The sequence below is a fragment of the Nostoc sp. genome (assembly GCF_036917815.1).
Classification (GTDB): Bacteria; Cyanobacteriota; Cyanobacteriia; order Cyanobacteriales; family Nostocaceae; genus Nostoc.
The window spans coordinates 105,715-131,660 of record NZ_JBALEK010000048.1; the positions used below are offsets into that span (position 1 = coordinate 105,715).

21 protein-coding genes, 1 tRNA gene and 1 pseudogene are annotated in these 25,946 nt (G+C 42.6%); 5 read left to right on the top strand and 18 right to left on the bottom strand.

All coding sequences use genetic code 11. The features are described 5' to 3' along the window. Positions 1–2: 2 nt before the first annotated feature. Both V7K97_RS14230 and V7K97_RS14235 read right to left on the bottom strand, forming a co-directional pair. Entirely contained in the window at positions 3–1,256 is a 1,254-nt protein-coding gene (locus V7K97_RS14230) for an MFS transporter (protein ID WP_334801682.1), read from the bottom strand. A gap of 518 nt (positions 1,257–1,774) precedes the next feature. Continuing rightward, a complete protein-coding gene (locus V7K97_RS14235) occupies positions 1,775–3,925 on the bottom strand; it encodes a hydantoinase/oxoprolinase family protein (RefSeq protein ID WP_334801683.1) in 2,151 nt (716 codons plus the stop codon). Positions 3,926–4,364: 439 nt separating this feature from the next. Between V7K97_RS14235 and V7K97_RS14240 the strand changes: the two genes are divergently transcribed. Together V7K97_RS14240 and V7K97_RS14245 are read left to right on the top strand one after the other, a co-directional pair. After that, on the top strand, positions 4,365–5,648 hold the full coding sequence (locus V7K97_RS14240) for a proton extrusion protein PcxA (protein ID WP_334801684.1): 1,284 nt from the start codon (positions 4,365–4,367) through the stop codon (positions 5,646–5,648). Positions 5,649–6,213: 565 nt separating this feature from the next. Then, on the top strand, positions 6,214–6,699 hold the full coding sequence (locus V7K97_RS14245; protein WP_334801685.1) for a hypothetical protein: 486 nt from the start codon (positions 6,214–6,216) through the stop codon (positions 6,697–6,699). A gap of 174 nt (positions 6,700–6,873) precedes the next feature. Here the strand turns inward: V7K97_RS14245 and V7K97_RS14250 are convergent, their stop codons facing one another. The 9 genes from V7K97_RS14250 to cax all read right to left on the bottom strand — a co-directional run bounded on the left by V7K97_RS14250 (position 6,874) and on the right by cax (position 16,072). Next, positions 6,874–7,182: a hypothetical protein gene (locus V7K97_RS14250; RefSeq protein WP_334801686.1), complete on the bottom strand. Its 309-nt coding sequence runs from the start codon at positions 7,180–7,182 to the stop codon at positions 6,874–6,876. 809 nt (positions 7,183–7,991) lie between these two features. Beyond that, positions 7,992–8,064 (bottom strand) — tRNA-Arg (locus V7K97_RS14255). A gap of 65 nt (positions 8,065–8,129) precedes the next feature. Then, the gene (locus tag V7K97_RS14260; protein ID WP_334801687.1) at positions 8,130–9,335 is read right to left on the bottom strand and encodes a murein hydrolase activator EnvC family protein; all 1,206 of its coding nucleotides are present in this window, start codon (positions 9,333–9,335) and stop codon (positions 8,130–8,132) included. A 218-nt stretch (positions 9,336–9,553) separates the two neighbouring features. Beyond that, a complete protein-coding gene (gene trmFO / locus V7K97_RS14265; RefSeq protein WP_334801688.1) occupies positions 9,554–10,867 on the bottom strand; it encodes an FADH(2)-oxidizing methylenetetrahydrofolate--tRNA-(uracil(54)-C(5))-methyltransferase TrmFO in 1,314 nt (437 codons plus the stop codon). 69 nt (positions 10,868–10,936) lie between these two features. Next, positions 10,937–11,137, bottom strand: a complete 201-nt coding sequence (locus tag V7K97_RS14270) for a hypothetical protein (RefSeq protein WP_334801689.1) — start codon at positions 11,135–11,137, stop codon at positions 10,937–10,939. A gap of 40 nt (positions 11,138–11,177) precedes the next feature. Further along, a complete protein-coding gene (locus V7K97_RS14275) occupies positions 11,178–11,936 on the bottom strand; it encodes a Uma2 family endonuclease (RefSeq protein WP_334801690.1) in 759 nt (252 codons plus the stop codon). 557 nt (positions 11,937–12,493) lie between these two features. Then, positions 12,494–13,303: a tetratricopeptide repeat protein gene (locus tag V7K97_RS14280; protein WP_334801691.1), complete on the bottom strand. Its 810-nt coding sequence runs from the start codon at positions 13,301–13,303 to the stop codon at positions 12,494–12,496. 173 nt (positions 13,304–13,476) lie between these two features. Then, the gene (locus tag V7K97_RS14285) at positions 13,477–14,616 is read right to left on the bottom strand and encodes a protein kinase domain-containing protein (RefSeq protein ID WP_334801692.1); all 1,140 of its coding nucleotides are present in this window, start codon (positions 14,614–14,616) and stop codon (positions 13,477–13,479) included. 364 nt (positions 14,617–14,980) lie between these two features. Beyond that, positions 14,981–16,072 (bottom strand): calcium/proton exchanger, encoded by a 1,092-nt coding sequence (cax, locus tag V7K97_RS14290; protein WP_334801693.1) that lies wholly within the window; start codon positions 16,070–16,072, stop codon positions 14,981–14,983. 522 nt (positions 16,073–16,594) lie between these two features. Between cax and V7K97_RS14295 the strand changes: the two genes are divergently transcribed. Beyond that, positions 16,595–19,312 (top strand): DUF3536 domain-containing protein, encoded by a 2,718-nt coding sequence (locus tag V7K97_RS14295; RefSeq protein WP_334801694.1) that lies wholly within the window; start codon positions 16,595–16,597, stop codon positions 19,310–19,312. A gap of 168 nt (positions 19,313–19,480) precedes the next feature. Here V7K97_RS14295 and V7K97_RS14300 read toward each other — a convergent pair whose 3' ends face one another. The 3 genes from V7K97_RS14300 to gndA all read right to left on the bottom strand — a co-directional run bounded on the left by V7K97_RS14300 (position 19,481) and on the right by gndA (position 22,538). After that, positions 19,481–19,726 (bottom strand): HNH endonuclease, encoded by a 246-nt coding sequence (locus tag V7K97_RS14300; RefSeq protein ID WP_334801695.1) that lies wholly within the window; start codon positions 19,724–19,726, stop codon positions 19,481–19,483. Positions 19,727–19,733: 7 nt separating this feature from the next. Then, a complete protein-coding gene (locus V7K97_RS14305) occupies positions 19,734–20,831 on the bottom strand; it encodes a Gfo/Idh/MocA family protein (protein ID WP_334801696.1) in 1,098 nt (365 codons plus the stop codon). 276 nt (positions 20,832–21,107) lie between these two features. Then, positions 21,108–22,538, bottom strand: a complete 1,431-nt coding sequence (gene gndA / locus V7K97_RS14310) for an NADP-dependent phosphogluconate dehydrogenase (RefSeq protein WP_334801697.1) — start codon at positions 22,536–22,538, stop codon at positions 21,108–21,110. Positions 22,539–22,754: 216 nt separating this feature from the next. Here gndA and V7K97_RS14315 point away from each other — a divergent pair, with 216 nt between their 5' ends. Continuing rightward, positions 22,755–23,495, top strand: coding sequence for a Ycf66 family protein (locus V7K97_RS14315; RefSeq protein ID WP_334801698.1), 741 nt, complete (start codon positions 22,755–22,757; stop codon positions 23,493–23,495). 53 nt (positions 23,496–23,548) lie between these two features. Here the strand turns inward: V7K97_RS14315 and V7K97_RS14320 are convergent, their stop codons facing one another. From V7K97_RS14320 to V7K97_RS14335, 3 genes are all read right to left on the bottom strand, one after another. Next, entirely contained in the window at positions 23,549–23,968 is a 420-nt protein-coding gene (locus V7K97_RS14320) for a hypothetical protein (RefSeq protein ID WP_334801699.1), read from the bottom strand. Further along, on the bottom strand, positions 23,961–24,179 hold the full coding sequence (locus V7K97_RS14325) for a hypothetical protein (RefSeq protein ID WP_334801700.1): 219 nt from the start codon (positions 24,177–24,179) through the stop codon (positions 23,961–23,963). Before V7K97_RS14325 ends, V7K97_RS14320 begins: the two co-directional genes overlap by 8 nt. Before the next feature lie 344 nt (positions 24,180–24,523). Beyond that, positions 24,524–24,787, bottom strand: coding sequence for a hypothetical protein (locus V7K97_RS14335; protein ID WP_334801701.1), 264 nt, complete (start codon positions 24,785–24,787; stop codon positions 24,524–24,526). Here V7K97_RS14335 and V7K97_RS14340 point away from each other — a divergent pair. Next, positions 24,742–24,944, top strand: a pseudogene (locus V7K97_RS14340) (Ycf66 family protein); the annotation flags it as partial. The gene V7K97_RS14335 and the pseudogene V7K97_RS14340 sit on opposite strands and share 46 nt — an antisense overlap. A 72-nt stretch (positions 24,945–25,016) precedes the next feature. Here V7K97_RS14340 and V7K97_RS14345 read toward each other — a convergent pair. Further along, positions 25,017–25,682: a nitroreductase family protein gene (locus tag V7K97_RS14345; protein ID WP_334801702.1), complete on the bottom strand. Its 666-nt coding sequence runs from the start codon at positions 25,680–25,682 to the stop codon at positions 25,017–25,019. Positions 25,683–25,946 lie beyond the last annotated feature (264 nt).

Consider the following 25,946-nt stretch of genomic DNA (forward strand, 5'->3'; position numbering starts at 1 on the left):
GCCTATTCTCCCACCGTCGCTAACTCCGAGTTAGAGCCGACTGAATGGGATGTAGATTTAGTTTCCGGCATAAAGAACCAAAAGAAAGCCAAAGCAGAGGCAGCGATCGCCGCCATAGTCAAAAAGCTAGCATTGTACCCCCATTCTTTAGCGACAAAGCCAGCCAAAGAGTTACTCAGGGAAGCACCAATCCCAACAGCAGCCCCAATTGCTCCCTGTGCTAAATTGAAGTGTCCAGTTCCCTTGGTCAAATCGGCTATTACTAAAAGCTGCATTACGCCAAAAATTCCTGCGCCTATACCATCCAATAATTGCACAGATACTAAGAAGAATGGGTTGTCGCTGAAAGTATACAGTACACCACGAATCGGCAATACTAGAAAGGCCAGTAAAAAGATTGGTTTACGCTTGCTGCGACTCGCCCCTCGACCAACTAAAATTCCCAGTGGAACCATCACTAGCTGGGCTGTGATAATACAGGCAGACATGAATAAAGGTGGACTGCCGCCTTTGTGGTGAGACAGTACTTCACCCACTAAAGGCAGCATCGCGGCGTTGGCAAAGTGAAATAATACCGCGCTGATCGCAAAGATTAGCAAACGGCGATCGCTCAAAATCTTGGTAATTTTAGAGACATGAACCTGACTATCGCCATCATCGCCCCCTCGCGCTAATCGATAGTCAATGTCATTTTTACGAATTCGTAACACACAAACAATTACTATTACCGACATCAGGGCAATAAAGTAAAAAATAACTGCTTGACCGACAAACTGACCGATTAATCCTGCCAGCAATGCCGCCCCCACATTTCCAGTCGAACTCAGGGTTTGGTTACGTCCGATGCGGCGCTCAATTCCCTGTCGCCCAACTAATCCTAGAGAAATAGAAGCAAGGGCAGGGGCAAAGAATGCTCCCGCAACAGCAGTAAAGGATTGCGCTGTCGCAACGGCAGTAAAGGATGGAATAGTGGCAGTAACAAGTGAACTGATGGCAATTAGCACAGCCGCCATGACAATAAGCGATCGCTTCTGACGAACCTGGTCAATTAACGCTCCAGCAGGTGCTTGAGCTATTACTCCTGCCAATCCAGAGATAGTCATTACCAAACCCACTTGAGCCGGGTTCCAATGCAGACTCGACGTGAGGTAGACAACCAAAAACGGACCGACACCACCTTGAATATCTGCGAGAAATACATTCAACCAATCGAGTGCTAATAGACTCTGCCTGCGAGATGCCAAGTTCTGTCCCATATCTCCTCTTATTGCCATCGCCTTACACATACCTTAGTGCAAAAACTATGCCAAACCAGAAAAAGGTAGTAACTAAAACTTTCAGAGGACTTTGAGGAGTTGGGATTTTTGCCCCCCTTTTTTAAGGGGGGTTGGGGGGATCAAAAGCCTGTCGGGTAAATCTCAATACTGCTCGTTTAATAAGATAGGACTTAATACCATTTCTTTGTGAGGCTGCGCCAAACCCTTTTAACTTCTTTCTTTGTGTCCAACTCTTACGAGACGCTGCGCGAATGCGTCCTTCTCCTTTGGCGTTAGCGTCTCCCAATGTGAGAAGGGGAGACGCTAACGCGAATGCGGTTCGTTTTTCTTTCTTGTACTTAAATATGGTTGAGCGCATCTTCATACAGAATTGGTATTACGCAAACAATAGCTAAAACCCTGATTTTTAGGTAGGGGCAATTCATGAATTGCCCCTACAGCGTGCAGTTTTGCATAAGTCCTAAAGATTTGTAGATTTGTCGGTTGGGTTTCATTCCTCAAATCACAACCTCTTGACGCTGTAAAATCAGATGATTACATTTAGTTAATCTCGCTTGCCAGTTAGGTTCAACTACAATCGTGCTAATTTTTTCGATAACGATCGCAGGTCCATTAATACTATCCTCTGGCTGCAAATCTTCCCGCCGATAAACAGGGGTATTATACCATCTATCAGTACTAAAAAGCCTTACTGTCTCAACAGATGTCGGAGCTTCATTTAAGGGGCGAGTCTGAATAATTAAAGGTTCTTCGGGAGTATCCATTTTCTGAATTACTTCCACTGAGGCAGATTCGACAATTAAGCTTTTCTCTAATTGAATAAAACCATAACGAGATTTATGTTCAATCTCAAATTCTTGTCGCATCACTACGATATCATCAGCGAAATTAACGGTCAATATAGAGTTAGTCCCCTCATATTTTAAGTTAATTTTTCTGACTCTTTCTAATTGACTATCTGCTTCATTTATTTCACTTCTAGCTTGAGTTTCTAAATATTCCATTAACTGCTGTAGTTCAGGAATTAATGCTTGAGTTAAAGATTGTTCAACTCCTCCTTCTCGAATTGCCCGCACATCAGCTAATCCCATTCCATAAGCCGAAAGAACGCCAGCATAAGGATGTAGAAATATTTTTTTCATTCCCAAGGTGTCGGCAATTAAACAAGCAACTTGCCCGCCTGCACCACCAAAACAACAAAGCACATATTGTGTGACATCATAACCGCGTTGCAGACTGATTTTTTTAATTGCATTCGCCATATTTTCCACTGCGATCGCAATAAATCCGGCAGCTACTTGTTCGGGTGTACAATGATTTCCTGTAGCAGATGCAATGTCTTGAGCTAATTGTGTAAATTTCTGAATGACAATATTTTTATCTAAAGGTAAATTGCCATCAATTCCAAAAACTGAGGGAAAATATTGTGGGTGAATTTTACCTAACATCACATTGGCATCAGTAACCGCTAATAACCCGTCGCGCCGGTAACAAGCAGGCCCAGGATTTGAACCAGCAGATTCCGGTCCGACACGATAACTAGAACCATCAAAAAAGAGAATTGAACCACCGCCAGCAGCAATGGTATTAATTGCTAATACAGGAACTCGCATTCGCGCCCCAGCAATTTCTGAATCTAATTGTCGTTCATACTCTCCTTTAAAGTGGGCAACATCTGTACTTGTTCCTCCCATATCAAAGGTAATAACTAACTCGAAACCAGCCCTTTTACTAGTTTGGACTGCGCCAACAATTCCCCCAGCCGGTCCACTTAGAATACTATCTTTTCCTTGAAATTGTTCGGCTGCGACTAAACCCCCGTCAGATTTCATGAACATTAATTTGATCGGGGAGTAGGGACTAGGGAGTGGGGAGTGATTATTTTCGCCATTCCCCATTTTCAATTCACTCTCTACCTGGTTGACGTAGCGACGCAAAATCGGAGTTAAATAAGCATCGACTACTGTTGTATCCCCTCGACTGACCAACTTCATTAACGGGCTAACTTGATGAGATACGGATATCTGTATAAAGCCGATTTCTTGGGCAATCTGGGCTATTTGTCGTTCGTGAGCAGGATAGCGATCGCTATGCATAAAAACAATAGCACAACTCCGAATTCCTGTATGGTAAACTGCTTGTAAGTCACTTTTGACTTGTTCAACATTTATGGGTATTAATTCATTTCCTCTAGCATCGTAGCGTTCATCTATCTCAATCACCTGCTCATAAAGCATGGTTGGTAAAACGATATGACGGGCAAAGATATTAGGACGATTTTGGTAGCCAATTCGCAGTGCATCTTTAAACCCTTTAGTGATGAGAAGAACGACGCGATCGCCTTTTCTTTCTAAGAGCGCATTTGTTGCTACTGTTGTCCCCATTTTCAGCACTTCTATTGCTTCAGTAGGAATGGGTTCGTTGCTAGAAATACCCATGATATCCCGAATACCTTGGATGGCTGCATCTTCATATTGTTCGGGATTTTCTGAAAGTAGTTTGTAGACTATAATCCATTGCTGATTAGGCAAAGTCACAATTAAAAAACGTTCAGGATGTTTTGAAAGTCCATCGATAATTGCTTGATTATTAGTAACAGCAACAATATCTGTAAATGTACCACCACGGTCAGCAAAAACCTTCAACATTACTCTCTTTCCTCAATACTATAGAGGTAGCAGTGGGCAAAAAGCACTCAGCACTCCTGAACCACTGTCAAAATCCTAGCAGTTGAGTTTTGTAGAAATTACCCAAACGCTTGCGATTATTTATATCTTGTGGTACATTTGTACTTACAAAAGAAACCCTAATTAAATCAACTCCACTTCACCCGTGGAGTTTTTGTTTTTTCCTGGGCTATCTCTTGACTTGGCGCTTCTTTTATGCGTCTGGCAGTTCATCATCTAGCTGCCGTAGAGGTTGGTATAGATAGCCAATAGCAGCTTTCTCCCATCCTGGGTACGAGCAAATGGTAGGCTGGGTTTATAATTACTATACTGTAATAGTTAATAATATTTTAAACTGGCTATTAACCACTTTTCATGGTTATATAACTATATACACATTATATAAATTCTCATATATATAATGAAAAATTCATTTGCAAAAACAACAGGATTGCTTCACCAAAAGCTGAAAGAATACTTGCGATCGCTTAACCATTGGTATTTAGATACACCAGAAAGGGCACTCTTAGAAGCTTACCAAGCAGCTCAGAGAATTAAAAACATTGAAATTGAACATTTTGATCACAAAAAAATATCTTCACAATCAGTAAGATATACTGAAAATATGATGTCTTATTGGCAAGCTTATCTTAATAAGAACTTAACTATTATTAAAATCAGGCTTGCAGAATTTCAACTTAGTCGTGGAATTGTCAATATATCTAATTCTGTTTTATTAGAGAAACTGAAGGTTATTGATGAAGTCGTAGAGAAGTACGCCATCAAAGATGAACTAATTAGCGATAGCGCATTAATACCAACTTCTCAACCCCCACAAATCAACCGCAGCGAAATTAATAACCAGTCAGAATTATCTAACATCAATGATATTAATGCAACATCTCCATCTCAAAATCCTGAAGTGTTTCCGAGGTCTATAGGCAAAACAGTTAATAGAATCAAAGCAGATTTTGCACCCCAGGCAGAAGAAGAATTTATCAGAAATTACCGAATTTCTCGAAATAGGACAAAAACTGCTATAAGATTTTTAATAGTTCTAATTATTGTACCACTTTTAACTCAATATTTATCTAAAGAATTTTTAGTAACTCCCATATTAGAAAAAATTAGAGGAGAGAATAAAATTCAAATCCTGATCAATTCTGATATGGAGAAAGAAGCTCTGCACGAATTACATAATTTTGAGCAAGAATTGAGATTTGAATATTTACTCAATCAAGCGCCTTCACTTTCTTCAGAGATAACCAAAGAAAAAATTAAAGACAAAGCAATGGAGATAGCTGAGGAATTTCACATTAAAAGTAGTAGTGCTATTAGCAATATTTTTGCAGATTTAATATCACTAATTTCTTTTGGGATAATTATCGCTCTGAACAAAAGAGAAATTTTGATTCTCAAGTCTTTTATGGATACCATTGTCTATGGTCTCAGTGATAGTGCTAAGGCTTTTTTAATTATTCTGTTTACAGATATATTTGTCGGATTTCACTCACCAGATGGGTGGGAGGTAATTCTTCAAGGATTCGCAGAACATTTAGGTTTGCCAGCCAGTAGAAATGTCATCTTTTTCTTTATTGCTACATTTCCTGTGATTTTAAACACTATCTTTAAATACTGGATATTCCGCTATCTGAGTCGTTTATCTCCATCGGCATTAGCGACATTAAAAGAGATGGATGAATGATTTTTCACCCTTACGGGTTCGCCAGTCGCTTCTCCCAGGGGGAGACGCTGCGCGAACAAGTCGGGGAACCCGCCCAACGCGCTGGCTCACCATGTTTTTAATCCTCAAATCTTGCTAGGCTATCAAGTCGTTAGAGGTTGTTTGAAAAGTTTTTTTGTATACGCCTAACCCTTGGAGATCCCCCTAAATCCCCCTTAAAAAGGGGGACTTTAACAAAGTTTGGGGGTTTAAGTCCCCGTCACAAAATGTAATTGCGTTAGCGTAGCGGTAGCGAGTCCGCGTTCGCTTTTAGCGTCTCGTAGAGAGCGTCATTGCGAATTGGTTTAATTCCGGTTCCCCCCTTTTTAAGGGGGGTTAGGGGGGATCAATCAGTGCCTAAAATTCCAGTCAACCACTTTTCAAACAACCTCTTAGACTGAACTACACACCATGCTAATTTCACCCTATGTGCGAAGGGCAATAGCACAGCGTTAGCGAGTGTCAAGAGAGTCATTACGAATTATTTTGACCCATTTGTTTCCTGATTCGCTAGGCTATGTATATCCTGGTTCTTCACAAGCGTGCTATGGATTTTGAAAGCAAAGCCAATGCCAATACCCCAACTCCTACAGACAACATAGAGTTTGCTCAACCAACTACTAACCGTAAGCCACTGAAATTGCTGCGAGATACTGAGGCTTTGCTACGTCGCCCAACTGTAGCAACACTGTCGCCGATTTTGCCACCAACACTGAGCAATAGATTCCAAGCGATTTCATCTTTGGCAGATGACTCATTGAAGGAACTGGCAGAAATTGACCTAGACACTATTAGTGATTTTGAACTGCGTCCTACACGAATTTTTGTTGGCTTGAGCTTTGTTGGTTTTGGAGCGCTCATGATATTGGTGCTGTTGCTTTACTTAAACACATTGCATCGAGAACTCAATACAGTTGAGCAGATTCGGCAATACTGGTATCAATATATTTGGTTTGTCAGTTTAGGTATCGCGGGGATGTTTATCTTAGGTCGTGAAGCGATGCGTCCTATGCCAAAGCGACGGAAATTTTGAACAATTTTGCTCATAAAGTTATGTTGAGTTATGTTGAGTAAGTTGAGAAACCTAGAGAATAATTACTGCTTTAAAATATTGCCAATACCACTAGCTTCCAAATGGTAAAAAAGGGTAATCAATCTCTCCCTTCTATTTTCAAACCAGTCATCATTTATACCTGCCCATAAACAACTAGGAAGATGTCCTCTTAGTGCAATAGTGTCGCCAATCAAAAAATACTTCTCCCGGTCGTTTTCCATAAACTTTAATAGTTTTGATTGCACTAGCACCCAAGCTTGTGAAAGACTTACGGAAGTATTCAACTATAATCTGTTGTGGCGGCAATTGAATTGCTTCTATAAGAATTTGTAAGCAGTTATCTTTTAAATCAACTTGAGCAACGATACCTTTAGGCTCTAGTTGTCTGTTTATTATAGTCGCAATAGCTTTTGGGTTTCCTTGTTTAGCAAGCTGTAATATATTAGGTTCTGGTTGTGACATAAAGACCTTCTTTCCCGGTAGCAGATTTTGCCTTACATCTTATGTTTCCCAGTTGCAGTTGTTAAATAACGTATGGAAATTAGAAATTTTCTGACATTTGTGTATTAAGAGTACCGTTTCCTTTGGATTCCCTAGCAAGCATAAAAAGTTGATGAGAATATATTGAAGTATGCAAAGTATACAGTTTTTGCATCCAGAAGCGTATAAATTAATACAAGTAATATTGTGCTAACCCAGAAGCAGCACTACTATGAAATCAAAGTATTTTCTATAAGCAAAATATCAAAAAAGTCAAGCTTACAGCAGTTTTCATGTATTTGAACCACATTTATCGTAGGGGCACAGCAATGCTGTGCCCCTACCGCGTGGTCTATTTACCTAAAAATAGCTGTAATATAAATTCTTTAGTTTTTTAAACTATTGGCGATAGAGGCTATATAACACGCCACCTAATAATTAGCAATCGACTATCTAAAAGCTGAGACTAATTTTTAAGCAAATAGGACTTACGCAAAACTACACGCGGTAGGGGCAATTCATGAATTGCCCCTACCGGAAAATAAGGGTTTCAGCTATTGTTTGCGTAAGTCCTAGCAAAGATAACTGAAATCCCTTGTCTAGTAAGTTCTTAGGAATTATCAAAGACAGTTTTTATAGATAAACCGTAATCCAAAATTATATTAATAGGCATTAATTATAATTTTTTTATATCCCATCTATCCACCCTCATTTCCTTTCATAGGGTAAATTGGGTTTATCCCTTGAGAGAAAATAACCCTTCGATTTTGCGATTAGTGTTGTAAAGGTAACGAGCGCGGAGGGATTTGAACCCCCGACCCACAGAACCGGAATCTGTTGCTCTATCCACTGAGCTACGCGCCCTTAGTCTTCAGCATTATAACACGTCTAGGATAGAATTTGCAGCCTGAAAAAACTTGCTTTGTGGCTTAAAGATAATTAGCTGGATCTACCGGTGTACCATTTCGACGCACTTCAAAGTGGAGGTGAGGGCCAGTTGAGAAACCTGTAGAACCGACAGCACCGATCGCTTGTCCGCGTTCAACTGCTTGTCCTTCGGTAACATACAACCCACTGGTATGTCCGTACAATGTCGTTATGCCATTGCCGTGGTCGATAATTAAAGCTCTACCATAACCACCATACCATCCAGCAAAAATCACTCTGCCCGAATCGGCTGCCCGAATTGTACTACCATAGCTAGCGGCAAAATCTAACCCGGCGTGAAAGCGACGATAGCCAAGGATTGGGTGTATCCGCCAGCCGAAGGGACTGCTGGTAGGAGCATCGCTAGGATATGCCATTACACCTGTTCCCCGAATGATCGCACTTGTTCGGCTATTGGTTTTTGTTTGCGCCGATTCTGTTGCTCTGCTTTCTGCTACCTTTTGTTGAATCAATATTTCCAGATTTTTGGAATCTCTCTCTAGCTGGTTTTGCGCCGCTTCTAGGGCGAGGCGATCGCTATTGAGGCGTAGAATCAATTCTGATTGCGATTGCGCTTGGGTTTGATAATCGGCTTTTTCTGCTAAGAGTTGCTCACGAATCAAAGCAATTTCGTTTTTTTGCTGTTCTAATTCTGTCTTCTGTTTATTGATCAGGTTTGCTTGGGTGTTGAGTTTTACCAAAATTTGCTCGTCTGCCTGATACACTAACTTCAACTGATGACGACGGCTGAAAAAGTCGCTAATATTTTCACTTTCGAGCAAAACTGCCCATCCCACAGAAGTTGGCGATCGCTGGAGATAACGCAATCGTGCTACTGTTGCTACTTGACGCTCCTGATATGAACTTTCCGCCACAGCTAAATCAGCTTCTAACTGCTGAAGGCGTTGGGTAGCGACTTGTAATCGTGATTCGCTCTCTTGAATGTAGCCATCTGTAGTTTGCACATTTTGCTTTAAACCAGTGAGGTTTTTTTGGGCCTCTTGTTGAAGATTAGTTAAGCGATCGCGTTCGTTAACTACACCCTGATGTTGCTGGTTCATTTGTTGCTGCTGTTGTCGCAGAGTATCAATAGAGCCTGTGGATGTTGCCTGGGCTGGAATGAATGCCAAACATATCCACAAAATGCAGCAAAATGCAACCAATAAAGTGTAATAAATCTGCTTTTTTTCAAGAAATCGCCCTCTCATAGTGTGTAGCCCAACCACAAAGATGCTTTCAAACACTATGAGGATTATTCCCAAAATCTGATTAAAGAATAGATACGGAGTGGGGAGAAATCAATTCAAAATTCACGCATTCAAAATTAAAGAATTTTTTTCTGCCCCATGCCCCATGCCCCATGCCCTATACTTCTCTACGAGAGGCTGCGCCAACGGCTACGCTCAGTACAAGTGCCCAATTCCCATTAATTATCAGCTTTCCAGTTTGCCAAATCAGCTAAAGAGCGATCGCGGTAACGTCCATAACGCTCCGGTTTACTTTTGATTTTCACTCCTAAATCGGGAAAAATCCCAAAGTTAGGCGGCATTGGTTGAAAATGCTTCGGCGAAGCGGAACTAATAAATTCCAATAACGCACCCATCATTGTTGTTGGTGGTAAAACCAAAGGTTCTTTACCCAAAGCTAATCTTGCTGCATTAATTCCCGCCAAGCAACCACCCGCCGCCGCCGCCGTGTAGCCTTCAGTACCAATCAATTGTCCCGCCGCTAACAATGTCGGACGCTCTTTAAATTGCAAGGTAGGATGCATTAACTGGGGAGCATTAATAAAAGTGTTGCGGTGCATCACTCCCAGTCGCACAAACTCTGCCTTTTCCAAACTGGGAATTAACTGAAATATGCGCTTTTGCTCACCCCAACGCAGATTAGTTTGAAATCCTACCATATTCCACAGTTGACCGGCTTTATCTTCTTGTCGCAACTGCACCACAGCATAATAACGTTCTCCGGTGCGAGCATCTGACAATCCCACTGGCTTGAGGGGGCCGTAACGCATGGTATCTTCCCCGCGATGCGCTAGTTCTTCTATGGGTAGACAGGCTTCAAAAAATTTCGCCGTTTCCCGTTCAAAACCCTTAAGTTCTATTTGTTCAGCTTTACAGAGTTCTTCCCGAAAGTGCAAGTACTGCTCTTTATTCATTGGGCAGTTGAGATAAGCGGCTTCACCTTTGTCATAACGTGATGCCATAAAAGCAACGTCACGGTTAATCGATTCTCCCACAATAATCGGGCTAGCTGCATCAAAAAAGCTGAGGTATTCCATCCCCGTAAAGCGGTGCAAATCTTCGGCTAAATCGGGGCTAGTTAAAGGCCCAGTGGCCAAAACCACAATTCCTTCAGGAATCGCAGACACTTCACCCCGGCGGAATTCAATTAAAGGATGATGTGCTAAAGTTTGAGTCAAGTCTTGGCCAAATTGTCCCCTGTCTACCGCTAGCGCCCCACCAGCAGGGACGGCGTGTTCATCAGCTTTGGAGATGACGATAGAACCCAGTTGGCGTAATTCTTCGTGCAATAATCCAGTGGCGCGATCGCTTGCCATTGCCCCAAAGGAATTACTACACACTAATTCTGCCAAATGTTCTGTATGATGAGCCGGACTAAATCGCTTTGGACGCATTTCATGCAGAATTACTGGTACTCCAGCTTGGGCGATTTGCCAAGCTGCTTCTGTTCCAGCTAGTCCACCTCCAATTACTTGTATCGGTTGTTGTTCCATAGTTAAATTTTTAATTCCCATCTCATAAGTATCCACCAGCATCAGCGCTAGGACGCATCAACAAGTAGGCTATTTTAGACGTAGGTTGGGTGGAGCGGAGCGCAACTCAACATATATCAGGATGTTGGCTTTGGCAAAGCCTCCAACGCCACTTGCGACAACGCGGGAAACCCGCGCAACGCAGTGGCTCCCCAACCAAGCAATTTTTTTGCAACATTTTAGCCTTGTCACGCCACTAGGATGCATCAACAAGTATGGTATTTTAGACATAGCCAGGAGTGACAGTATAACGCACCATCAATAGCAGCAATTACAAATTATCTGTGTCAATTCCCTTTTCTTGGAGTTTAGCTAACAATTCTTGATAGCGATCGCGCTCTTTTTCTAATTCTTGTAAAGCCGCTTCCTTTTCTTGTGAAGCCGCTTCTAATTCTTGTAAAGCCGCTTCCTTTGCTTGACGTTCCCGTTCTGCACGTTGGCGTTCTTGTTCCCGTAACTGGTCAATTTCTCCGGTGCTCAAAAACTTTTGTCCGGTGGAAGAAACAATTTCCAGGGTATCCGGTGTTAGTGTAAAACGGATTCCTAAACGCGGACTTACCCAGCCATTCATCTCTTCGATGACTTCAAAACTATCCTCAGAACGGAGCAAGCCATTTAAATCATTCTTATCGGGATCATAAATATAATATTCTTCCACACCATAACGCTGGTAAAAATGCAATTTCTTGGTCATTTCTTTGAGGGTGTTACCTGGCGATAGAATTTCAAATACTACCTGTGGTGGTATATTTTCTTCATTCCACTGTAAATAGGAACCCCGTTTGCCTTTTGGTCTGCCAAAAACTACCATCGTATCTGGCGCTTGTTTAATATTAGGATTTCCTTGAAGTGGATACCAAAACAAATCTCCGGCGATAAATACATCAGCTGGCGATGGAAATAAGATTTCTAAATTTTCTTTAATTTTGACAATCCATGCAAATTGTTCTGTATTATCCGCCATTGGCTGTCCGTCGCTTTCCGGATAGATGACTTCGATGGTGGTTTCTGGTGTGACTTGTTGTACCATTGCTGCACCTCTAAGTATAGGGTTTTTAGCTGATATTTTTAGTTGAAATAGCGATCGCTTTCATATTGATTTTAGCTACAGATCCAGATAATCTGGATTACAGATGCTGACAAACTCTTGAAATTAATCATCAGGAGGATGCCAACCACTAATTGTCCAACGTCGTCGGGCAACAAGTATAACTGGATTATTCATTCGCAAGGAAACAAATGATTTATTCATGCCGACTTAGGGACTGACAAATAAAAAAATATCCCAAAACTGACGCAAAAATCCTCTCTATTTCTCTTCTCTCTGTGTTCTCTGCGCGGCAGTCGCTCATGGGGGAAACCCCCAGACGCTCTCTACGAGACGCTAAAAACGTAGCTTGCTTCCCTGTAAGGGTACGCGGACTCGCTTGCCGCCGGCGCTATCGCTCTTAGCGTCTCCCCTTCTCACATTGGGAGAGGCTAGCGCCAAGGGAGAAGACCGCGCTGCCTTGTCTCTGTGGTAGCCTGCGGCAAGCCGATGCAGCGTCTACGTTTTTTTGGATAATTTATTTATTGGAAATCCCTTACTTAAGACTGAATTTCGCTCATGAAGTTGATCGCCTTTTGGTGAAATATTGTGTTTTGATGCTTTAAAGCAATTTGGGCTGATTCTTGGAGATCAGCGATCGCTTCTTCCCGATTACCTAAGCGATGGCGAGCCAAACCCCTGGCGTAGAAAGCAAATTCATCCTCAGAATATATTTCACCTGCACCTACTGCTTCAATGTGCTTTGCTTCAGTGAAATCTGCAAATGCACCTTGCTGATCTCCTAAGTCATAACACGCATTACCTCGCACATAATAAGCAGCCGTTAAATTGGGATCTACATAAAGAGCCTTGGTTAAGTGCTTAATGGCTTGACTATTAATACTCTGAGAATATTGCAAAATGCCCAAATTGTAGTAAGAAATAGCAGAACGTTCTATGCTGGCGATCAGGTTGAAGTCTTCTAGCGCACCTTGATAGTTACCAGAGTAAAAATGCGCTGCACCTCGTCCAAAATAGGCTCGTACATATTGCGGATCTAATTGAATCGCCCGATGACAATCTTCAATTGCACTTTGATTGTCGCCGATTGCTGCACGAGCAACACCGCGTTCAGCATAAGCCTGAGCATATTGAGGACTCAGCCGGATTGTTACATTAAAGTCTTCAATTGCATTTTGGTAATCTTTTGTCAGTGAACGAGCCACACCACGACTAAAATATGATATCCAATCCTCTGAATTTTGTAAAATTGCCTGACTATAATTTTCAATGGCTCCTTGATAGTCGCCAGAATTATAAAGTATATAACCAAGGCTGGAGTATCCAAAAGCAAACATTAAATTGAGCATTGGTTTATAAAAGCTGATGACACTAGTATTATTCCCAAATCTAGGGATTAAATATCACACACCAAAAATCTGGGATGGTGCGTTAGCCTACGGCATAACACACCTTACAAAACTAGGTTTTTAGGAATTATGTGTACACCGTAGCTTTCGAGGATATAGGTCATAGTGTATTTTTAGGGATTGTTATTCCCAAGAAATTTGGCTTTTAATTCTTCTAATTCTTCATCTATTTTATTTGTACTAGGAGTTTGAGATGTGGGGTTTGGTGGCTGTATTTTATTTGGTTGAGGTTTGCTGCTACCCAAAAATTGGGTTTTCATTTCCTCTAATTCCCTATCAATTTGACTAGGAGATTTCGGTACAAAAGCTGGTGGAGATTTGGGTGGTGATTGAGGGATCGGTTTTGCCGCTATCGCTGGCGTAGCTGCTACTTGTGACTGGTGATTTAAGTCGTTGAGAACTTCATCTACTGTTTGATAACGCCGAATTGGAATACTTTCTAGCATCTTGTTGAGAATGCGATTCAACTGATGACTAACAGGGGTTTTCAAGTATTGCTGCCATACCCAAGTATCGTTGTTGGTATCATAAGAATCGAAAGGCGATCGCACTGTTAATAAGTTAATACAAGTAGCACCCAAACTATAAATATCGCTGGCAAAAACAGCCCTACCTCTCATTTGTTCAGGGGCAACATATTCGGGACTACCAATACTAGTACCAGTTCTATTTAAGGCAGTGCCAGTGGCAGATTTAGCAGCACCAAAATCTACTAAAACTAGTTTGCTATCACCGCTACGTAAAATAATATTTTCTGGCTTAATATCGCGGTGAATTACGTGTCTAGCGTGACAAAATTGCAATACTGATAATAAGTCATTTAGTAATTGCCGGATTTGCGTTTCACTAAAAGCACCTCTATGTGCTAGTTCCTGGGCTAAGTTGTGCCCGTCGATAAATTCTTGTACAAGATACTGTCGGTCTTCTTGGGTAAAATATGCCAGTAGTTCGGGAATTTGGGGATGTTTACCCAATTCATCTAACTGCACCGCTTCTTGGTTAAATAACTCTACCGCTTTGGCAAGGGTATTAGTGCCTTGAGATTGGGGATAAAATTGCTTAATTACGCAGCGTGGTTTTGAGGGTTTATCCTCATCCACAGCTAAGAAGGTTTTGCCAAAACCACCTTGTCCGATTGGTTTGATAGCACGGTAACGTTCTTTGAGGAGTAACTTAGAACCGCAAGTCACACAAAACTTGACATGATCGGGATTTTCCGGCTTGGGACAATGGGGATTAAGGCAGTAGCTCATAAAGGCGATCGCTCTTATATCTCTTTATTTTACTGGCGTTAAGGGTGGGGACTTGCACGAATGGGTTAAACTATGAGCGATGTCTACAACGGGCTACGCCTACGCACTACTAACTAGTACAGCATGGCGGAAATCAAGCTACCGTTTTAAAACTTGCAAAAGCCTTGATATAGGACTACTATTTGATTTTCAAAAAGATACGTAGGGTGTGTTAGCGACAGCGTAACGCACTAAATCTTTACGAATGGTGCGTTACGGATTTCATCCTAACGCACCCTACAGTACCTAATTTTGTTCAAAAATCAAATAGGAATCCTATATACAAAACTTTTGACTTTTAACTTTTAACTTCCGCCTTGCGGTACTACCCCATACCTTCCATAACTGGATGGAAGTAGAAGGCAAAACCCAATACTGTATAGGCAGCTAATAACAAAGTACCTTCCAGCCAATTGGACTTACCATCGGAACTAATACTGTTTGCAATCAACACTGACACAACCACAGCGACTAATTCAAAGGGTTTGAAATCCAAATCCATCGGTTGTCCTATTATCCGCCCTGCTATCACCAACACGGGTGCGACAAATAGGGCAATCTGCATACTTGATCCCACAGCTACCGAAAGGGAAAGATCCATTTTATCTTTCATCGCTACGGTGACTGCTGTGGCGTGTTCCGCCGCGTTACCGACGATGGGAACCAAAATCACCCCTGTAAACAGCGCTGTCAAACCTAGCTGAGATGTGGCCACCTCCAAAGTATCAACCAACATTTCTGATTCAATTGCGACTAGCAAGGTGCATACTAGCAGCACGCCCACCCACAACACCATATTTGGTTTAGCGTGAGGGGTTTCCTCTTCTTCTGTCTCCGCTACACCCACATCATATAGATAAGAGTGGGTTTTCATCGAAAATAGCAGCGTTAGGGCATAAACCAAGATTAATACTACAGCAACAGCAATAGAAAGATTTTGCAGTGTTTCTTCGTTAATTCCTTGAGAAGTGTAATTCATCGCCGTGGGCATCAAAATGGCAATCACCGCCAAATTCATCGAAGCAGCATTCACCCGCGCCACAATTGGCTGAAATGTCTGTTCTTTGTAGCGGAGTCCTCCCAAAAGCATGGAAAAACCCATTACCAGTAGTAAGTTGCTAATAATCGATCCCGTGATACTGGCTTTGACTACATCGATTAACCCAGCGTTCAGGGCTACGAGGGCGATGATTAGTTCTGTAGCATTGCCAAAGGTGGCGTTTAATAAGCCCCCTAATGATGGCCCGACTACAACAGCAATTTCTTCTGTAGCTGTACCCATCCAAGCTGCTAAGGGCAAAATTGCTAATCCAGCTGTAATGAAAACTATTAATTCTCCCCACTCCAGAAAGTGGGCTGCTAGAGAAACCGGGATAAACAGCAATAGAACGAAAAGAATAATGTTTTTGGTTGACATTTGTTGTCTGAAGTTGAGGGTATCTTATCGGAGAGTTGTAGGGGCAATTCATGAATTTCTCCTACAACTCGGTACTCAGCACTTCGATATGATACTCTCAACCGTCTATAGAGCAATTCAGAGATTGTACTGCTTTCAGTTCACTGCTGCGGATGTTGTGTAAAATAAAATTGCGATATAATGAGTTATTGTAATCTTTTGTTGTAGAAGTATGAATCTGTGCCAATATATTACATCGGAAATAAGGTTTAATATATTAAAAGACAATTAAAATTTTGATTGGCGGTGAAGAAGAGAAAACCCCTAACTGAGGCTTTGTTCAATGGCTAATTACTTTGAGCCTTCAGGGAAAGGGCTGTGCAATAACGCAGATTTCCCACTACAATAAAATCGCTTTGTCAAAAATTTGGTTGGGTTCTATAGTTGTTTTTTATACCGGATTTTGTGCGGAAACCATTGGAGAAAGGTTTATGCACGGTGTTTTCGGTGCAAGTGCAAGTTTTTTGTTTTGGATAAATATACATGACTTCTGCTGCCCAAATGCCAGCTAGCTCTGGCTCAACGTTAGCATTACATTCAGATCCCAATAACACCAAAGAAACCGATCCCCTGAGAAAGGCTAATGGTGTTTATGTGACGGTGCATGGTCATTTTTACCAGCCACCAAGGGAAAACCCTTATCTGGACGCAATTGAACGCCAACCGAGCGCTGCACCTTTCCATGATTGGAATGAGCGGATTCATTGGGAATGCTATCGCCCAAATGCTTTTGCCAGAGTCTTAAATGACCAAGGTGAAGTGGTGGGGATCGTCAACAATTATGAGTATTTCAGCTTTAATATTGGGGCAACGCTGATGTCGTGGCTAGAACGCTACGATGTGGAGGTTTATCAGCGAATTTTAGAGGCGGATACGAAGAGTAGCGATCGCTTACATGGTCACGGCAATGCGATCGCGCAAGTATACAATCACATCATCATGCCTCTGGCGAACGAACGCGACAAATATACCCAAATTCGCTGGGGTAAAGAAGACTTCCGCTCCCGCTTTGGCCGCGATCCCGAAGGAATGTGGCTAGCAGAAACGGCTGTAGACTACGCCACCCTAGAAGCTCTGGTTGCTGAAGGTATTCGCTTCATTATCCTTGCGCCGTCTCAAGCACTGCGTTGCCGTCCCCTCCCCACTCCAGATCATCCCCATCCTGAATGGATCGAAGTCGGGGGGAGTCAGATTGATTCTACCCGTCCCTATCGTTGTTATTTGCAGCCGACATTAGACACTTCATCCTCACCTCTGAGTGCGATCGCCACTAGCCCTAAAGAAGATCGAAAAGAAGAATTACCCTACATTGATATCTTCTTCTACGATGGGCCGATATCGCGGGATATGGGTTTTAGTGATGTCGTTTATAATTCGAGTCATTTTGCCGGACGTATCGGTTCAGCAGTGCGTGGGGATCATCGTCTGGCACAGTTGATTTCTGTGGCGACGGACGGGGAAACCTTTGGACACCACAAAAAGGGAACTGAGAAAACTTTAGCCTACGCTTTTACCAAAGAGTTTCCCCAACAGGGTTGGAAGGTGACGAACTTCGCTCACTACCTCAGCTTAAATTCTCCCGATTGGGAAGTGGAATTGAAGTCAGTCACCGCCTGGAGTTGTGCCCACGGTGTCGGCAGATGGGAAGATGACTGTGGTTGCGGTGGGGAAGGCGGTGTTTGGCATCAGAAATGGCGTCGTCCCTTGCGGGATGCCCTAAATTGGCTGCGGGATCAGCTAACTGAGGTGTATGAGGAACAAGGTAGGCAGTTATTTCGCGATCCCTGGCTAGCACGGGATGAATATATCCAAGTAATGCGCGATCGCTCTGCTGCAAATGTTAACCGTTTTCTCGCCCGTCATCAAACCCACAAACTCACCGCCGCAGAACAAGTAGACGCTCTCCGCCTATTGGAAATGCAGCGTCACGCTTTATTGATGTTCACTAGTTGCGGTTGGTTTTTTGAAGAAATTTCCCGTCCAGAGGGGACGCAAATTTTGCGCTACGCCGCCCGTGCTTTGGAATTGGCAGGGGATGTGGCTGGTGTGCAGTTAGAAAAAGGCTTCGTCAAGCGTCTTGGTTTAGCCCCCAGTAATGTGGATCAGTTCAAACACGGTGCCGAAATTTATCGCCAACTGGTGCTAACCGCCCAACTTGGCTTTAAGCAAGTAGCAGCCCATTACGCCATTACTTCCCTATTTAGCAATCAGAAACCAGCAGAGACGCACAATTCTTTGCCGAGAAAAGATGCTGCCGATCAACAATCTCAGCGTTACCATAAGCGGGTTTATTGCTACGCTGCCAATGAGCTAGATTACCAACTGCAACGGATGGGATCGCTAACTCTGGCTGTGGGAAATTTAAAGCTGGTATCAGAGATTACTTGGGAAAGTGAGCATTTAGTATTTGCAGTTCTGCATTTGGGAGGCTGGGATTTCCATTGCGGCATTCAACAATTTACTGGGCGGCGTGACTACAGCCAATTAAAAGAAAAGCTGTTTGGCGCACTGCAACAAGCGAGTGCGGCTCAGACTATCTTGGCGATGACACAGCTATTTGGAGAAGAAGCTTTCAGCTTGCAAAATCTATTTGCTGAAGAACGCCACCGAATTATGCGGCTGCTGAGTGAGGAAACACTGACACGTTTAGGACAGTTGTATACCCAAGCCTACCGTGATAATTATGGCGTACTGATGGCGTTTCATCGAGATGAAATCGCAGTACCCCAAGAATTGCAGGTTGCAGCCGATATTGCTTTAGGGCATCGTTGTCTGATGACATTGCGATCGCTTGAGCAAGAAATTGCTGATCCCCAAAAGAGTTGGAGTCACCTATTAGAATTGGAAGCGATCGCAACTGAAGCAAAACATCTGCGTTGTCGGCTGAATATTCCTGAAGGGAAGCAGATGTTAGAAAAATTAATTGCGCGATCGCTCTGGCAATTATTGCACGATGCCAATGGTAGTTTTAATGCAGATATCCAACTACTGGAACGGTTGATTGATGTCGGGGATCAACTAAATATTGACATTTCCCTACAGCGATCGCAAGAACTATATTTTAGTTGTCTGCACAGTCAGATCGCGCCAGTGTGTATTACTAACCTTGACAATGAAGGGGATAATCAATGTTTTCAGTTGCTTAAGTTGGGCAAAAAGTTAGCCGTTGATGTCAGCATGATCTCAAATCAATTGAGATAGATTTAGGGAGGCACAGTTAAAAGGGCGGTTAGAAACCGCGTCTACACAGACAAAACCCACCTCCGTGGGTTTCAAATCCTCAATTTTTCCTTAGTCCGCGGAGGCGGACTTTGTTTGTGTCGCCGCGAATTCGATTCGCCCGGCTTTATTGCATCCACAGGAGAACCGTTATAAATCAAAATGACGCCGAAAACGGGGATCAATATTGTCTGTTTTCTGTTGATTGCAGGTAAAGCAAAGAGTTTGTAAATTGCTGATATCGTTTTGACCACCACGAGCCAGGGGAATGATATGGTCAATGCTGAGGTTAGTTTCTACAGTACTTTTACCACAACTTCGGCATTGGTATTTGTCACGTTGAAAAACATACTTCTTTACTTCCAATGGGATACGAATGCGGGGAGTTTTGCTCATTTGTTTTTTAGCTGCTAAGAAATTCTGACAAGCTGGGAACATCTACCCAACTTGCTTTTTGATCAGATTCATGAGATAAATCCATCAACAACTGAGAATAAATTCCTTCTCGTAGTGATGGTATAATTTCCTGATTGCGCTCAATTCCTTGTACCCATTGGTCTACTACACGGATAAATGCACAAATGCGCCCATCAGCATAATTTTTGGGAAAAATTAACCGATTTGGTATTTCTATTTCCGTTCGAGGTTTACCTGGCTGGGAACCCCAAACCCGAAAACCATGTATATAATCTTTTTGATCTTCACTGCCCACAATTAATGTACCGCGATCGCCATATACTTCTACCCAATGGGTTCTTGCTGCATGAACAACCGCACTAATAGCAAGTTGGCAAGGTGTACCATCTGCCAATTCCAGTGTTAATATACAGTTGTCGTCTGTATCCACTGGCTTAGATTCCCCACTAACAGGGTCAACTCGTGTAGGAATAGCAGTAGTTAAATGGGCGTTTAATCTACGAACTGGCCCAAATAACCAGTGAATGTAATCGAAGGCGTGAGAACCTAAAGATCCTAATGCACCGCCTCCTTTATCTTTGTCAGAATACCAATTCCAAGGGCGGGAAGTATCAGCGCGAGAAGAACCTAACCAATCAATTTTAATTAGGCGCAACTTACCCACATAGTCTTCTGATAATAATTCAGCAAATAACTGCCATGCTGGTACAAAGCGAAATTCAAAATCTACAGTCGCAACCACACCTTTTTCTTTAGCTAACTGATAAAGTTCTTTAGCTTCAACTGCATTTAAAGTTGTCGGTTTTTCTAGTAATAAATGTTTCCCAGCTTCCAGTACAGTTTTTGCCATTTCATAGTGGAGAAAAGGTGGTGTAGAGATGCTGACTGCTTGCACTTCTGATAACGCCACAATATCTGTAAGTGAATCGGAGGCGTGAGGGATATTATGGGATTCGGCGATGGATTTAGCTTTATTTATATCTCGGTGATAAACAGCAACAACCTCAGTTTGAGGATGTGCTTGAAATCCAGGGATGTGGACTTTTTGACCAAATCCAGTACCTGCGATCGCAACTCCAATCATATTATTTTTATTCCCATAGTTATGTGATTTTTATTATTCATATAGCGGTTCCCATTCAGATGCAGTACAACGTTACATCACGAGGTGTAGGGGCACGGCAATGCTGTGCCCCTACGGGTGTAACTCACGTAAACGATAACTGCTATAGTAAATTTTACAATACTTCATTAACTCAACATCAAAAAGAAAGTGGCTCTGAAACTCAGAGCCACTCTTAAAACTATATTCTGAAACTTTTTAACCTTTCACAAGATCCTGATATAGAGATGTGAAAATTTACTTTTTAGCTTCAGCAATAGGTACCCATTCGGTGTGGAAAGTTCCGGGCTTATCAAGACGCAGGTAGGTATGTGCGCCGAAGTAATCCCGTTGGGCTTGAGTTAGATTTTGGGGTAAGCGATCGCGGCGATAGCTGTCAAAATAATCCAAGGATGCGCTAAATGCAGGTACTGGAATTCCCAGTGTTGCAGCTGTCGCAATCACTTCCCGCCAAGCTGTCTGTCTGTCGAGAATTGTCTGCTTAAATTCGGGAGCGAGGAGCAAGTTAGGCAAAGCTGGATTTTCGCTAAAAGCCTTCTTAATCTTATTCAAAAAGCGAGCGCGAATAATACAACCACCTTTCCAAATCCGCGCCATTTCGCCCAGATCCAAATTCCAGTTATATGTTTTTGAAGCTGTGGATAGCAATGCCATCCCTTGAGCATAAGAACAGATTTTTGAGCAATAAAGGGCATCGCGTACTTTGTTGATAAAGTCCTTAGTTTGCCCGTCATACTTGCCACTGGGTCCGGTGAGGACTTTCGATGCTGCTACCCGCTCATCTTTAATCGAAGAGATAATCCGGGCATTAACTGCTGCTGTAATTGTGGGAATAGCGACTCCCAATTCCAACGCAGTTTGCACAGTCCAGCGTCCAGTTCCCTTTTGACCGGCAGCGTCAACAATCAAATCCACCAGGGGTTTATTTGTTTCTGGGTCAATATATGGGAAGATATTCTTCGTAATCTCGATCAAAAATGAATCGAGTTCATCGGTGGTGTTCCATTCAGCAAAGACATCGTGTAGCTGATTATGGTCTAATCCAACGACATTTTTCAGCAAGTCGTAGGCTTCAGCAATTAGCTGCATATCGCCATACTCAATGCCGTTGTGTACCATTTTGACATAGTGACCAGAACCACCAGGGCCAATATAGGTTACACAAGGGCCATCATCGACTTGGGCAGCAATTTTGTTGAAAATTGGCGATAGAAACTCGTAAGAGCTTCTTGTACCCCCAGGCATCAGAGATGGGCCATTTAGCGCCCCTTCTTCACCACCACTGACACCCATGCCAAGATAGCGAAGCCCAGCAGGTTCTAATTCTTGAGTGCGTCGTTCCGTATCTTCAAACCAAGAGTTGCCACCGTCAATAATGATATCGCCTTCCTCTAACAAGGGTTTGAGTTGAGCAATCACCGCATCAACTGGCTTACCAGCTTGCACCATTACTAGAATTTTGCGGGGACGTTCCAATAAGGCAACGAATTCTTCTAGGGTAAAGGCGGCTTTGACGTTCCTTCCTGGCGCGCGCTGCGCCATAAACGCATCCGTTTTTTCGCGGGAGCGGTTGTAAACTGCAATTGGGAAGCCATTGCGCTCAACGTTGAGAGCGATGTTCTCACCCATAACGGCTAATCCAATCACACCAAAGCTTTGTAATGTCATAGAAAATTTCTGGCTAACTCTTGCAGATCCTTTTACTTTAAGGGTAGTCCGAGATTTTCCCTTCTCCCCTAAAGAAGACCTTAAGACTTAATATAAATGACAAAAATCTCCAACTAACATAGATAATTAATTTTAAATTGTGTCTAAATCAACAATTGACTGGCAAAATTTGCAAAATTGAAATAATCAAAGGACGTAGTAAGGAGTAACCAAAGAATGCTGGCATTTGTCCTAGCTTTAGTGGTCGGTGTTGGTAGTTTAGCCATTTATCTAGCAGCTTTCTTTTTCCCAGAAATCCACCGCAAGAATGATTTTATTTGGAGTGGTGTAGGATTGTTCTATGCCTTAGTCTTATGGGTGTTTGCACCACGTATTTCCGGGGGTTTGTTGCTGGGTCATGTGGCTAGTGTGGCTCTTTTGGTCTGGTTTGGCTGGCAAACTCTATCATTACGTCGGCAATTGACCCCGCAGGCACAACAAACCCAAATACCCAGTGCTGAGACGGTGAAAATTGGCATTCAGGAACAGGTGAATAAGTTGTCCCTTCAGGAACGGCTGGGCCAGTTGCAAAAAGGTCTTGGTAGCACCTTCAGTGGCGCGAAAGACAAGGTGCAACAGACTGTGAGTAAAAAGACACCCACAACCCCCAAACCTGAAGACATTACCTCTGTTTTGGCAGAGCAACCTGTGATTGAGATTATCGAAAAAACTACTGTCATACTAGAACAACCAGCAGAGGAGACAGTTACTACTGACACCAAAGCGAAAACCGAGAGTATACCGGAAGCCATTCCACCACATCCTCCATCTCCTGAATTGGTGGAAGCAGCCCAACCAGATTTTGAAATTGAGGACAAACAACCAATTCCTGTAGAAGAAATTGCTCCAGATGCGGTACTTGCTCCCCCGGCGGAAACACCATCGGAACAAATACCACCAAATAATCAGCCTAGTTGAATTAGGTGAAACCCAACGTTAACCTAAGATGATATTGGGTTTCACTATTTCCATCAGGCTATTTTAGGGCTAATTTCAAACGCTAATTCAGAACGATAGAAACACACATCAAACGCTAAAAAGAAATTCATGTGTCCTAAAATCAATGGGGCATTTCTATCTCTTGTCCAAGCAAAAACTAGCTCTACTGTCGGAAATTGTTCAATATTTGCCATCAACACCAATGCCCTCGCCTCAAACCTAGCCAGATTACCACCCAATGGAACGGAGAGTCTTTGACGTTCCCAAACTGCTCCCAGCCTTAACCCGATTTCGTAGGGCAATACGTTGACAGTAGAACCAGTATCTAGCAAGCCTGATACACTTACAGAGCGATTCTGATAAGTCAGAATTAGGGGTAGATAAGGCAGCGTACTCAATGCGCCGAGTTCTGGATTTACCTCAGTAAATGCAAATCTAACTTTATCAACCATGTGTTGCCGCTTTTTCTTCTGCTAATGCCTTCGCTAAAACAGCAGCAGCCTCAAAAGAATCATATAAGCCAAGACTAGCTACTTTATCCTCAGCATCCAATGGAACTAAACTTGATTCCTTCAACAACTCGGCTGCCAACAAATGTATTAGTAAGAGTTTATCAGTATGGGATAATTCTTTAACTAGCGGTATAAGTTCGGTAAGAAGCATAAGTTAAGGCTTTAATGAATTTAGTTGACACTCTCAGGTCTAAAGACGCTGAGATTCTACAGACAGAGTTAGACTAATTTAGTCTAACTCTCGCTACGACGGCCATTGATCGTCTACTGAGTTGATCAAGTAAAATACCTAATCTTCCCGCTACTTTTCTTAAAATATTAGCTGCGCCATTCAGGTCAGCATTAACAAGCAACCCGTCAGCAGACTGATACAAACCACGTTTAACTCGTTTTCCAGATGCTTTCCACCCAAAAGGTTTTTCACCGTATTTAGGTAGGGAGTCTCCATCTAAAAAACTAGCCTGACTAGTATAAGCTTCTTCTGTTATCTCAAACCTAATTCCATGTTTCTAGGTTTTCAAATATTGGTTCAGCAAGGATTCCCTTGGCGATTAGCTTTCTCAGGTGTTCTACAAAGATAATGTCATCAGGAAAAACTAACTTTAGCAAATTCTTCTCACTCTCATCTGTTCTGAAGGGGGTAGCCGTTAGCCCCAGCATTTTAAAGCCGTTATCATGACCTCGCTCCTTTAGATTATCCTTGACAGCATACTGACACCGAAGCAAAAATTGAGACTGTACCGGAAGCGATACCACCACATCCCCCATCTGCTGAATTGTGAAAGCAGCGCAAGCAGATTTTGAAATTGAAGACAAACAACCAATTCCTGTAGAAGAAATTGCTCCAGATGCGGTACTTGCTCCCCCGGCGGAAACACCATCGGAACAAATACCACCAAATAATCAGGCTAGTTGAATTAGGTGAAACCCAACGTTAACCTAAGATGATATTGGGTTTCACTATTTCCATCAGGCTATTTTAGGAAAGCTACCCTGCATAAGGATTACCGATTCTGTCTACAGAGACGTTGGAGGAGAATGGCAAACGACCAGGATTTAAGCGTGGTTCAGCTGCATAGCCAACAGGAACTAAAACAGCGATCGCTAAATCTGGATTATCCCCAGCACCAATCACTTCTTTTACCTTGTCTTCAAGCCAACCATTCATAAAAGAGGTAGATAAACCCAGACTTTCGGCTGCTAATACTAAATGGGTAGCAGCAATAATCGCATCTTTGATGGCATACTCCCGTTGCTTGTCTCCCAGCCCCTGTTGAAATTGCGGAACAGCACTTTTAAAATAATTCGCTGTGCCTTCATTCCATGCCCCAGTTGCAAGAGCCTGTTCAATTATCGGGGTCAAGTTTTTTTCAGATGCACTCGCATCGGCAGCAAACACAAAGGTAACTGGTGCTTGGATAATTTGCTGTTGATTCCACGATGCTGCTGATAAGGCTGCTTTTTGCGCCTCATCTTGCACGAGAATAATTTGCCAGTCTTGAATATTAAAGCTGCTGGGCGCTGCCACGGTCAACTCTACCAGTTGCTTGAGCAGTTCTGGGGCGATGGGGTCTGTTTTAAAGGTTTTGATAGAACGACGTTTAGCGATCGCACTGGGTACATCTAAAGGTTGGATTTGAGTGATGGAACTCATGAGATTCTCCTGATTGTTGGGTTATTACCAAATAATTTGTAATTCATAATTAGGATACAAGCAAATTTATTTATTCTTGAAACAAAAATAAAAATTATGTCATGTCCGGTAAATTACTTGTGATTTTTTGCCCTTATTTCTGACAGTATAAAAATCTGGGTGTCTTCGCTACATCGAGAAAGTTAGCTGGAAGCTCAATAGACTTATATCTTGCACCAGGCGCCTAGAAGTCGCGGCTACACGAGACTTTACCTGCCTCCGCAG